The organism is Streptococcus sanguinis, assembly GCF_900635155.1.
In the GTDB taxonomy this organism is placed as follows: Bacteria; Bacillota; Bacilli; order Lactobacillales; family Streptococcaceae; genus Streptococcus; species Streptococcus sanguinis_G.
The window spans coordinates 2347642-2360223 of the sequence record NZ_LR134002.1 but is presented as its reverse complement, the minus strand read 5'-3'; the positions used below and the strand labels follow the sequence as shown (position 1 = coordinate 2360223).

The following is a 12582-nucleotide window of genomic DNA, read 5'->3' as shown; positions in this document are numbered from 1 at the left end:
AACTTCCCTCCTTTTCTATAATTTTCTGATTCATACGCATCTTATTTTATCATAAAGGCTTAAAGTTTTCCACAAGAACTGGAAAAGAATTCACATTGTTAGTTGAAGTTATCCACAGAATGTGAATAAAGTTAAAATTTCTTATTTTAATAGGCTTCCTAATTGATTTAACAGTGGATAATCTTGTTATTTTTAAAAAAGAAAATAACAGTTTTATTTAAAACTGTTTATAATTCTTTGATATTCTTCTTCGCTTTCAAAAGGAATAATCAGCTTTCCTTTACTCTGGTTTTTTAACTGAATAGAAACTTTCAGACCGAGAATTTTTTTAATTTTTTCCTCTTCAGATTTAGCAAACAGTTCTTTATTAGGTTTCTTTTTGAGACTCTTTTTTTGCTGGAGAAGTTTTTCAACCGCTCGAACTGATAAATCTTCTCGACAGATCTTTTCCAACCATAGTAATTGTTCCTCTTCTTTTAAGGGAACCAGCAGGCGAGCATGTCCTTGAGAAATCTCTTCTTCCTTGATAGCTTGACGAACTTCTTTAGCCAGCTGTAAAAGTCTGACAATATTGCTGATATAGGGTCTAGATTTTCCCATGATTTTAGCAATTTCATCATGTGTCAAGCCTTTGTCAATCAAATTTTGATAAGACTCAGCCTCTTCTATAGGATTCAAGTCTTCTCTTTGAAGATTTTCGATAATGGCCTGTTTCAGCATGTCATCATCAGATAATTCTTTGACGACAGCTGGAATCGTTTCTAGGCCAAGAAAAGAGGCAGCTCTAAATCTCCGTTCTCCTGCTAAAATTTCATAACCAAAAAGTGAAGATTTCCGAAGAATGATTGGCTGAATGAGACCATTTTCTTTGATTGATGCCGCTAATTCTTCAATCTTTTTTTGTGAGAACTCTTTACGAGGCTGATAAGGATTGGTTCGAATGTCTTTGAGTGCAATATATTGAAAGTTTTCCATTTGTATATAGAATAACACACCTTTACGATTGTGTAAAGGTGTGTTGACAATCTTGTAAATAGGTTAATTTGAGCTTAACTCTTTTGTTGATTTAGTGAGTTTGATTTTGACTGTTTGAGATTTACCATCTCGATAATAAGTAATCTCTACTTCATCTCCAATACTATGCTTGTAGAGAGCAGACTGAAGGTCACTAGTGGATTCCACATCTGTATTATCTACTTTTGTAATGATATCATTTTTTTGAAGCTTGCCATCAGCAGGCATTCCTTGCTGAACAGAGCGAACAAGAATACCTGATTTCACTGAAGCAGGAAGATTTAATTTAGAAAAATCAGAAGTTGTCAGATTAGATAAATCCATCATTTGAATTCCTAAAGCAGGACGTGTGACTGTTCCATTTTTCTCTAATTGATTGATAATATTTACGACATCATTAGATGGAATCGCAAATCCCATCCCTTCAACAGAAGTTTGGCCATTTGTCGAAATTTTACTTGAAGTAATGCCAATTACTTGCCCTTGAATATTAATCAGCGGACCGCCAGAGTTACCGGGGTTAATGGCAGCATCTGTTTGCAGTGCAGTTGTTGAAATATTTTCACCATTTTCAGATTGTAACGTAACGTTTCTGCCTAAACTAGAAATAATTCCTTGTGTTACAGAGTTAGCGTATTCTGTTCCAAGAGGGCTTCCGATGGCGATTGCTGTTTCACCAACTGTCAGAGAACCAGAATCTCCAAATTCAGCGACATCAGTTACTTTTTCAGAGCTAATTTTAACGACAGAGATATCTGAATAAACATCTGATCCGACTACTTCACCTGGAACCTTGTTTCCATCAGCTAGCAAGATATCTACATTGGTTGATCCGTTCAGAACGTGGGTATTGGTTACCAGATAGGCTGATTTTCCATCTTTTTTATAAATTACGCCAGAACCTTCACTGGAGATTTGTGATTCATCGTTGGAAGATTCATCATTGATAACGCTGCTAGAAGATTCAGCATAAGTAATTACTGAAACAACCGCATTTTGAACCTTTTTCACAGCTTCTGAAATGTCTGTAGAGTTTTTATATGAAGTAGTTACACTAGTTGTCGAATTTCCATTCATTTTTACACGTGAAGTTAATAATGTAGTAACATAATTTCCTAAACTTCCGCCGATAAAACCTACAATTAATACTGCAAAAAGAAATAAAGCCCTTTTGATGGCATTTGAAGAATTTTTCATGTTTTCCTCCTTGAATTACAATTGATGAAATTATATTTAGACAAACTTAATTATAACTTAAATCCTCTAAGTTTTCCACACCTTGTGGGAAACTTAAAAAAACTGTTGATAGACATTAGAAAATACACAGATTAGCCGATTCCCAGATAAATTTTACTTGTTAATAAAGTGTGAAGTATAGATGAATATGATAGAATAAACTTATGAAAATAAAACTTGTAACAGTTGGAAAACTGAAAGAAAAATATTTAAAGAATGGAATTGCTGAATACATGAAGCGTCTCAATCGATTCTGCAAGATGGAAATGATTGAGCTAGCGGATGAAAAAACACCTGATAAAGCTAGTGATTTAGAAAATCAGCAGATTCTTGAAAAAGAAGGAAATAAAATTCTGGCTAAAATCAATGAGCGTGAATTTGTTATTGCTTTGGCAATTGAAGGAAAGCAATTTCCGTCAGAAAAGTTTAGTCAGCTCATGATGGATACTACAGTGCGTGGCTTTTCTGATATCACTTTTGTTATCGGAGGAAGTTTAGGTTTATCTCCTGCAGTAAAAAAGCGGGCAAATCTTCTGATGAGTTTTGGCAAATTAACCTTACCTCATCAACTGATGCGCCTTGTTTTAATAGAGCAGATCTATCGAGCTTTTATGATTCAGCAAGGGAGTCCTTATCATAAGTAATCTTGACGGCAACCCTATTTTCTGATAGAATGAGATGGTATTGGTCTCATAGCTCAGCTGGATAGAGCATTCGCCTTCTAAGCGAACGGTCGCAGGTTCGAATCCTGCTGAGATCAGAAAGGTAAAAAATGCGAAGTATTTTACAATATTTCGTGTTTTTTTCTTCTATTTTTTTGGTATAATGTCATTTTGGGGATAAAAAATGACATTTCAGGGAAAATTGTCACTAACTCTTTTTATTTTTCTATAATGATAAATGTAAGGTGACTTACAAGATAAAAAGATAGGAGATAGTTATGAAAATCTATTCTTTTCAAATTGCTGCAAATAGCAATTCACTTGTTCAAATCTTTTGGGATTTAAGAGGTGTTCCAAATCCATGGGATTGGATTTTTGGAAGATAAGAATTTTAAAAGTTTAGGGGGGAAATTTATGTCACTTGAAATAATCGGATTAATTGTTAATCCTTTTATTAATGTAGCTGCATTTTTAGTGATTTTATCAAAAATCACTAAAATTAAGCATACTTGCTTTTTTGTAGCTGTTTGCTTTGGTCTTGAGATTATAATTCCGTTTATAATTGCTTTTTTAGGGCATGTGTTTTCATTTGAAATCTCATTTCCATCTTATACGCTGTCATTTTTTCTCCCTCTATTTATAGTTTGGTATTTTTGTAGAGTTGAAAAAATTAAAAAAAATCAATCTTTCTTACTTTCCTTCTTTTTATGTTTGTCAATTGATAGCTCTACTACTTTCTTTTCAGTTATTATTTCATCTGTTTTAGGAGATGATTTTGTAGCTCAGTACATGGGTTTGTTTCTGACATGTATCAACTTAATATCCTTGTTCTTTATGGTAAAGGTTATTGATATTTTTGATTTCAGAATAGATTATCTTAAAAGAAGTTTCTTTAAATCTCAGATTCTGATGATTAGTAGTTTATATGCAATGAATTGGCTGATTTTAAATCTCTCTCACTGGATTAGTAATATAAAGCATTTCAACAGTTTTAGCAGTATGATTGCTACTATTTGTTTCTTGGCCTTTCTTTCTACCTTGGTGACATTCAAGGACAGCCGTGAGAAATACGAGAAAGAAGAGCGTTTGCGTCAAAAGAATCTGAACAGCTTCGACTTCAGGAATATACTGATGAAATTGTGAGATTATACTATGAAATTAAAGGATTTCGTCATGATTATGCTAGCATGCTGACAAGTATGCAAGTGGCTATTCAAACTGGAGATATCAAGGAAATTGAGCACATTTATCAAGAAGTCTTGGCTGATGCAAATTTGAACTTGCGTTCAGATAAATATACAGTTTTTGATTTGAATAATGTAGGAGATTCAGCTTTAAGGAGTGTCATGACTGAGACAATCTTTCAAGCGCGTGAACATCAGATTCAGCTGACTTTTGAAGTTAAGGATAAAGTGGAACGTCTTCCAATCAAGTTGTTAGATCTGGTCAGAATTGCTAGTATTTTATTAAATAACGCTATTGAGAGTGCCATTGACAGCCTGGAAAAAATTGTCCATGTTTCTCTGGTTCAACTGGATGATAGAACCATTTTTGTTGTTCAAAATTCTCGTAAAGAAGGAAAATTGGATTTGGAAGAACTCTATCAGCCGGAATTTTCAACTAAAGGAGAAAATAGAGGCTATGGATTGAATAACATCAAGGAAATTTTAGATAGGTATGAATTTATCACTCTTGATACACAAATTGAGCCAAGAAGTTTTACACAGATTTTAACAATTAGGAGATAGAATTTATGAAAGTGTTAGTTTTAGAGGATACCGTATCTCATCAAGTCAGGATGGAAACGACATTAGCAGAAATTGCTGAGGAACTTGGAATTGACATCCAGGTTCAGGTTACAGGAAAAATCAAAGAATTCAAAAAATATATTGAAAATGGAGACGTTAACCAGCTTTATTTTTTGGATATTGACATTAAGGGGGAGGAAACAAAGGGGCTGGAAGTAGCTCAATTTATCCGTCATCATAATCCTTATGCCATTATAGTTTTTGTAACCTCAAAATCTGAATTTGCTACTATGACTTTTAAATATAAAGTATCAGCACTTGATTTTATTGATAAAGATATCAACAATGATGCTTTTAAAAATAGAATCAAAGACAGTATTCTTTACACTAAGAGTACACTAATTGAAAATACCAATATGGTAGATTATTTTGAATATAGTTATCGTGGCAATGATGTTCGAATGCCTTATAACGATATTTTGTATATCGAAACGACAGGGAGCTCTCATAAACTTCGGATTGTCGGTAAAAATTTTCTCAAGGAGTTTTATGGAACGATAACAGATATTCAAGAAAAAGATCAGCAATCTAAACGATTTTTTTCACCACATAAATCTTATCTGGTTAATATTGGCAACATTGTTGATTATGACAAGAAAAATCGAGAAATTATTTTTTACGAAAATCATCGCTGTCCGGTCACTCGTTTAAGAGTGAAATATCTGAAAGATATTTTCGAAAATAAAGGGAAAAGAGTTGACAAAGCTTAAAAACCTGATATAATGGAATATGTTCTGAAAGGGAGCATACCATATGGTCCGTTGGTCAAGGGGTTAAGACACCGCCTTTTCACGGCGGTAACACGGGTTCGAATCCCGTACGGACTATATTATCCGGCATAGCTCAGTTGGTAGTAGCGCATGACTGTTAATCATGATGTCGTAGGTTCGAGTCCTACTGCCGGAGCTAGAGACACTCCTAGTGAGTGTTTTTTTATTGTTCAAAAAAAGGCCTTCACTAGCATTTGAACTGCACCCCAAAAGTTAGACATAAAATCTAACGATTGGGGTGCTATTTTTATGAAATTGAGTTATGAAGACAAGGTTCAAATCTATGAGCTCATAAAACAAAGTTTAAGCTTTAACCAGCTTTCAAAAAGATTTGGTGTGGATGTTTCTGGACTAAGGTACATGATTCGCCTGATTGACAGGTATGGGTTAGCCATTGTCCAAAAAGGGAAGAATAGTTATTATTCTCCAGAACTGAAGCAAGAGATAATAGATAAAGTTCTGATTGATGGGCAATCTCAGAAACAGACATCCTTAGATTATGCCTTACCAAATTCTAGTATGATTTCAAGGTGGATTGCGCAATACAAGAAAAATGGCTATACTATTCTTGAGAAAAAAGGAGCTCATTCAAGACATCTATGATGAACATCATGGCAATTATGGCTATCGTCGCATCCATCTGGAACTAAGAAATCGTGGTTTTATCGTCAATCACAAAAAAATACAACGTTTGATGAAGAGGTTAGGCTTAAAAGCCCGTATCCGCCGCAAACGCAAGTATTCATCATACAGAGGGGAAATAGGTAAAAAGGCTGATAACCTCATCAACCGTCAGTTCAGTGCATCTAAACCTTATGAGAAGTGTTATACTGATGTGACAGAGTTTGCTTTAGCAGAAGGAAAACTCTACTTGTCCCCTGTGTTGGATGGTTACAACAGCGAGATTATTGACTTCACTGTGTCACGTTCACCAGATTTGAAACAAGTTCAGAGCATGCTTGAGAAAGCCTTTCCAGCTAAATCATATAGTGGAACAATCCTTCACAGTGACCAAGGCTGGCAATATCAGCACCAATCTTATCATCATTTTTTAGAGAACAAGGGCATTTGTCCATCCATGTCACGTAAAGGGAACAGTCCTGATAACGGAATGATGGAATCTTTCTTTGGGATACTTAAATCTGAGATGTTTTATGGTCTTGAGACATCATATCAGCCCCTGGATGAGCTTGAGCAAGCTATTGCGGATTATATTTTTTATTACAACAACAAACGAATTAAGACAAAACTAAAAGGACTTAGCCCTGTTCAATACAGAACTAAATCCTTTGGATAAATTAATTGTCTAACTTTTGGGGGTCAGTACAATTTTAATGAAGAGCCTTATTTTTTATATTGGTAAGTAGCTGTTTTTTTTTTTTTTGATATATTTACATTCTCTGTTGTTTCCTACGTAGAAAACTATAGCAAACAAATAAGATTATGCCAGATATGAAGGCAATGCCACCTTCTTTCAGTCCATTAGGAATGAAAGTGAGGACAACATTTCCTTCTCCTTTTTTCACATCTAATTTCATAAAGCCGTTTTGAGCTCGTTTTAGTGTGACAGACTTCCCGTTAAGAGTGGCTGACCATCCCTTATCATAAGGAATGGTAAAGAATAATGAAGTATCCTTTTCCGCTCTATAGTTTGTTTTTACTGTGTTTAAATCAGTAGTTGTGGAAACGGGCTGTTCTTTTAATTTTTGAATGACATTTTGATATTGCTCAGTATTAACGGCAAAAAATTCTGGCGTATCAAAAGAAACTGTCGAATTGTCTGGAAATGTAAAGCGAATAGATACTGTTTGACTTTGACTGAAATAGCCAGCATTAAAGAAAGGAAAAACATTATTAGTTGTATAACGTTCTGTAAAGTTATTGACAGCAATGTCAACATCTGTCTGATCATCATTACTAAAATCAATCCCAGCAACATTAACATATAGTTGACTGTTAGCAGGTACATTGACAGTATAGATTACACTAGCAAAGCTTGTATTATGTTCTCTGTCAACATCCACAGTCACTCTGTTACCAATTTGCTTGATGTTTTCATTAGTAGTTATAGCATCTACTTTATCATAATATTTAAAATCAAAGCCAGTCAATTTATTCAAAAATTCTGTCTGATTATCTAAAGTCAAATTTGTAAACTTGACATCATGGTAAACATCATTGGTCAGAAAAGCTAAACCAAGTGCAGCATCATTTTGGTAGAGAGACATTTCTTTTTCAGTTTTCTCAGGAAGAAAACCAAATTTTTGAGGATCTGTTTCAGATAGATTGTAGCGAACACCAAAAATACTATCCATTAAAATACTGTTGTTTTGATAACGGAGATTCAGATTTGTTCCTGCTGATTTAAAACCAAGTTTATCTAAAGTAGAACTTGCCTGAGTATTTCGAACAGATGAGAACTGGGAAATTCCATTGTAGTTAAATTTCATACTGTCATTTCCCGTTTGTGGATTCAATCTTTCTGTTCTAAAAAAGTCAATATTTTCCTTTTTGGAATAATTGACAAGATTGTCAATCTCGTCAAGGTGACTAGAATAAGATGAACGAGTGGCAAATACCCATTCTTTAGCAATTCCTCCAACTTGATAATAGGAATTAAGCGACAGTTCAAAAGTAACAAAGAAGAGCAAGACAGGGAGAATGATTTTTGGTTGAATAGAAGATTTTGCTAAGACAAAGCTAATCAAGAGATAAGCCAGCAGAAATTCTAATGTTAGAATATAATTCTCAGGACCCAAAAAGTCATAATGTTTTCTCTGAATAAAAGTAATAATAAATCCAAGGCTGAGCAAAGTGAAACTAATGGCAACATTCATCAATTTCACATCTTTCCAACGATTTAAAGTCTCAGCAGCCATATAGATAACTACCAGAGAAAATAACCAAGAATAACGGTGAAGAAACATGTTCGGAGCATGCATTCCCTGCCAAAGTAAGTCTAAATATTGAAGATAAAAACTAGCTATGAAAATTGCAATGAGTAAAAAGTAGCAAAGTTTCACGTGAAACTTAACAGATTTTAAGGTGAAAAATAAGATAGCTAGAATCAAGGGGAAGGTGCCGACATAAATCATAGGGATAGAACCATACTTGGTTGTATCAAAACTGCCAATAAAATTTTTAGCAAATACATCTAAGAACCAACTTTTTTCTGTCAACAAAGAAGAAACTTTTGTTAATGTTTCACCATGAGTGCTTATGTCTAGGTAAGTTGGCAGAATCATGATTAGGCTAGTCAGACCTGCTAAAGCAGATACGACTGTAAAGTCAAGTAAACTTTTAATTCTATTTTTGAAATCCCAAGATAATTGAAGAAGGTACCAAAAGACCAAAAAGATTGCCATCATATAACCAAAATAATAATTTTGGATGAAGAGGATTGACAGTGTTGTAAAGTATAGTACTCTGCCTTTTCCAGTTATCAATCTATGTAAACCTAGCACAATCAAAGGTGCAAGGATAAACACATCCAACCAGGTTTTAATTTCCAATTGACTGACCGAAAAACTCATTAAAGAAAATGAAGTTGAAAGAGTGATGATGAGTAAAGCTGGAATCTTTTTGAATATTCCTTTGATGCTGATAAAGGTAGAGAGTCCAATTAATCCAAACTTGATTAAGGTAAATAGATAGACGGCATCTGGCATTGATTTCAAATCAAAGAAATAAACCAAGGGAGATAAGAAGCTACCTAAATAATAACTAGATAAAGCATAGAAATTCTGCCCAAGTCCACTAGAGAAAGTATAGAAAATACTATCTGTGCCATGGAGGATATTTCTTAGGTTAGTATCAAAAATGACATACTGATGAAAACCATCACCAAGCAAGGGAGACGTTTCGCTATTCCAGTAAATTCCGTACATCAAGTAGACAAAGAACATGATGAAAAATGGAATAAAGAAAGCGCAAAAATAAGGCCAATTTTTTTTAAAATATTCTTTAATGTGATTCATATTTCTTATATAGAAAGAGGCAGAAACGTTGTTTCATGCCTCTGTAAAGCTTTGTAAACGTAAATTGACAAGGAATTAATCTTTCCAAAGTTCCTTGACTTTTGCCTGAACTTCCTGATTTTCCAAGAATTCATCATAGGTTTCGTCAATACGGTCAATGACGCCATTTTTAGACAGGACAATGATATGGTTGGCCAAGGTTTGAATAAATTCATGGTCATGACTGGCAAAAATAATGGATCCTTTGAAGTTTTTCAATCCATCATTTAAGCTGGAGATTGATTCCAAATCTAAGTGATTGGTTGGATCGTCCAAGACTAAAACGTTGGATTTAAGCAACATCAACTTAGATAGCATAACCCGAACTTTTTCTCCTCCTGACAAGACATTGACAGACTTGTTAACTTCATCTCCAGAGAAAAGCATGCGCCCAAGGAATCCTCGAAGGAAGGTGTTGTCATCCTCTTCTTTGCTAGCAAATTGACGCAGCCAGTCAAGGATTGATTCACCACTAGCAAAGTCACGAGAATTATCTTTTGGTAGGTAAGATTGACTGGTTGTGACACCCCACTTAACAGTTCCTTCATACTCAATATCACCCATCAAAGCACGAATCAAGGCTGTTGTTTGGATATCGTTTTGGCCAATCAAAGCTGTTTTATCGCCAGGACGTAAAATGAAGTTAATATTATCAAGAATAGTTTCTCCATCTATCTTGACAGAAAGGTTTTCTACTGTCAAGAGATCATTACCGATTTCACGTTCTGCTTTAAAGCTGATAAATGGGTATTTACGGCTAGATGGAACAATTTCTTCTAACTCAATCTTGTCAAGCATCTTTTTACGAGAAGTTGCTTGTTTTGATTTTGAAGCATTGGCAGAAAAGCGAGCAACAAATTCTTGAAGTTGCTTGATTTTTTCTTCTGTTTTGGCATTTCGGTCAGCTAGAAGCTTAGCCGCTAGTTCGCTTGATTCTTTCCAGAAATCATAGTTTCCGACATAGAGTTTGATTTTTCCAAAGTCAAGGTCGGCCATATGAGTGCAGACTTTATTCAAAAAGTGACGGTCGTGGGATACAACAATAACTGTATTGTCAAAATCGATAAGAAAGTCTTCCAGCCAAGTAATAGACTGAATATCCAAACCGTTAGTCGGCTCGTCCAGAAGCAAGACATCAGGTTTACCAAAAAGGGCTTTGGCTAAGAGTACCTTAACCTTGTCTCCGTTAGAGAGCTCGCTCATATTTTGGTAGTGAAGATCTTCCGGAATATTGAGATTTTGCAATAATTGAGAGGCTTCACTTTCAGCTTCCCAGCCACCTAGTTCAGCAAACTCTCCCTCAAGCTCGGCCGCACGTACACCATCTTCATCAGAAAAATCAGGCTTCATATAAATAGCATCTTTTTCTTTCATGATGTTGTAGAGATGCTCATTTCCCATTATTACAACATCAATAGCCCGTTCTTCTTCATAGTCAAAGTGGTTCTGGCGAAGGACTGAAAGACGTTCATTTGGTCCTAGAGAAATGTGGCCTGTTGTTGGCTCGATATCACCAGCTAAAATTTTTAAAAAGGTTGATTTTCCAGCTCCGTTAGCTCCAATCAATCCATAAGTATTTCCTTCTGTAAATTTGATGTTGACCTCATCAAACAATTTTCGGTCACTGAAACGCAGTGATACATCTGATACTGTAAGCAATGTCTTTCTCCTATATATATAATCTTCTTCATTTTACTAGAAAACAGAACTTTTTTCAAATAATTCTGAGATAAAAAGAAAAAATCAAAGCAGAAAGAAAAAAGGAGAATAAAATGAACTAAGACTTTTAGGTTTTACAGCCAGAATAGTTTGTCAATTAAGTTTACAAATATTGTAAAGGGATGTCAATCAAGCTGTAAAAACTGGAATTTTCGCTTTTTTCTAGAAACTTCTTTCTCATTTTCATTGAAAATGATATAATGAACTCATTATAAATTGAGGAGTAATAAATGACTAAACCAATTATTTTAACAGGAGATCGTCCGACAGGAAAATTGCATATTGGTCATTATGTAGGAAGTTTACGGAATCGCGTGCTTTTGCAGGATCAGGGTAAATATGAGATGTTCGTATTTTTGGCTGATCAGCAAGCTTTGACAGATCATGCAAAGGACCCTCAGACAATTGTTGAGTCCATTGGGAATGTAGCTTTGGATTATCTGGCAGCTGGATTGGATCCTGAAAAGGTGACTATTTTTATTCAAAGTCAGATTCCTGAGTTGGCAGAGTTGTCAATGTATTACATGAATTTGGTGTCATTGGCTCGTCTTGAGCGTAATCCTACTGTCAAGACGGAGATTGCTCAAAAAGGATTTGGGGAAAGTTTGCCTACTGGATTTTTAGTTTATCCAATTTCTCAGGCAGCTGATATTACTGCTTTCAAGGCTAATTTTGTACCAGTAGGACATGATCAAAAGCCTATGATTGAGCAGACTCGGGAGATTGTTCGTTCCTTTAACCACGCTTATCAAACAAATGTTTTGGTAGAACCGGAAGGGATTTATCCTGAAAACGAAGCAGCTGGACGTTTGCCTGGATTGGATGGCAATGCTAAGATGTCTAAGTCTCTCAATAACGGCATTTATTTGGCAGATGGCATGGATATTTTGCAAAAGAAAGTCATGAGCATGTATACAGATCCTAACCATATCAGAGTGGAAGATCCTGGAAAAATTGAGGGAAATATGGTCTTTCATTATCTGGATGTTTTTGGCCGCCCAGAAGATGCTGCTGATATTGCTGCAATGAAAGAGCACTATCAAAGAGGCGGTCTGGGAGATGTCAAAACTAAACGCTATCTGTTAGAAATTTTAGAGCGAGAGTTAGGTCCGATTCGTGAACGTCGTGTGGAGTTTGCTAAAGATATGGGGCAGGTCTATCAGATGCTGAAAGAAGGATGCGATAAGGCACGTCAAACCGCCGCTCAGACACTTTCAGAAGTGAAGTCTGCGATGGGGATTAATTATTTTAAATAACGAACATTATTGATTATAAATCACAAAAACTATCGTTTTTAGTTTCAAAAATGATGGTTTTTATTTTTTGTGTAATAATGATTGACAATTTCCTATAGAAT

Annotated in this window: 8 protein-coding genes, 3 tRNA genes and 2 pseudogenes; 9 read left to right on the top strand and 4 right to left on the bottom strand. The window is 35.0% G+C overall.

The window, feature by feature from the left end:
- Positions 1 to 213 precede the first annotated feature (213 nt).
- Positions 214 to 975, bottom strand: a complete 762-nt coding sequence (locus tag ELZ47_RS11840; protein ID WP_164549623.1) for a ParB/RepB/Spo0J family partition protein — start codon at positions 973 to 975, stop codon at positions 214 to 216.
- 63 nt (positions 976 to 1038) lie between these two features.
- Complete coding sequence (locus tag ELZ47_RS11835; protein WP_002928599.1) at positions 1039 to 2211, bottom strand: S1C family serine protease; 1173 nt, start codon at positions 2209 to 2211, stop codon at positions 1039 to 1041.
- Between the two features lie 203 nt (positions 2212 to 2414).
- Here ELZ47_RS11835 and rlmH point away from each other — a divergent pair, with 203 nt between their 5' ends.
- From rlmH to ELZ47_RS11795, 8 genes and pseudogenes are all read left to right on the top strand, one after another.
- Positions 2415 to 2894, top strand: a complete 480-nt coding sequence (rlmH, locus tag ELZ47_RS11830; RefSeq protein ID WP_126436089.1) for a 23S rRNA (pseudouridine(1915)-N(3))-methyltransferase RlmH — start codon at positions 2415 to 2417, stop codon at positions 2892 to 2894.
- Between the two features lie 42 nt (positions 2895 to 2936).
- A tRNA-Arg gene (locus ELZ47_RS11825) sits at positions 2937 to 3010 on the top strand.
- A gap of 180 nt (positions 3011 to 3190) precedes the next feature.
- Complete coding sequence (locus ELZ47_RS11820) at positions 3191 to 3298, top strand: competence protein (protein ID WP_126436088.1); 108 nt, start codon at positions 3191 to 3193, stop codon at positions 3296 to 3298.
- Between the two features lie 28 nt (positions 3299 to 3326).
- A pseudogene (gene comD, locus ELZ47_RS11815) lies at positions 3327 to 4660 on the top strand (competence system sensor histidine kinase ComD).
- 5 nt (positions 4661 to 4665) lie between these two features.
- A complete protein-coding gene (comE, locus tag ELZ47_RS11810; RefSeq protein ID WP_002899424.1) occupies positions 4666 to 5430 on the top strand; it encodes a competence system response regulator transcription factor ComE in 765 nt (254 codons plus the stop codon).
- A gap of 45 nt (positions 5431 to 5475) precedes the next feature.
- A tRNA-Glu gene (locus ELZ47_RS11805) sits at positions 5476 to 5547 on the top strand.
- Positions 5548 to 5552: 5 nt separating this feature from the next.
- A tRNA-Asn gene (locus ELZ47_RS11800) sits at positions 5553 to 5626 on the top strand.
- A gap of 113 nt (positions 5627 to 5739) precedes the next feature.
- Positions 5740 to 6787: pseudogene (locus ELZ47_RS11795) on the top strand (IS3 family transposase).
- Positions 6788 to 6881: 94 nt separating this feature from the next.
- Here ELZ47_RS11795 and ELZ47_RS11790 read toward each other — a convergent pair.
- Both ELZ47_RS11790 and ELZ47_RS11785 read right to left on the bottom strand, forming a co-directional pair.
- Positions 6882 to 9467, bottom strand: a complete 2586-nt coding sequence (locus tag ELZ47_RS11790; RefSeq protein WP_126436087.1) for a YfhO family protein — start codon at positions 9465 to 9467, stop codon at positions 6882 to 6884.
- Positions 9468 to 9542: 75 nt separating this feature from the next.
- On the bottom strand, positions 9543 to 11165 hold the full coding sequence (locus tag ELZ47_RS11785; RefSeq protein ID WP_125331301.1) for an ATP-binding cassette domain-containing protein: 1623 nt from the start codon (positions 11163 to 11165) through the stop codon (positions 9543 to 9545).
- A 290-nt stretch (positions 11166 to 11455) separates the two neighbouring features.
- On the opposite strand from ELZ47_RS11785, the gene trpS reads away from it, so the two are divergent.
- Positions 11456 to 12481, top strand: a complete 1026-nt coding sequence (gene trpS / locus ELZ47_RS11780) for a tryptophan--tRNA ligase (protein WP_125331300.1) — start codon at positions 11456 to 11458, stop codon at positions 12479 to 12481.
- Positions 12482 to 12582: the final 101 nt, after the last annotated feature.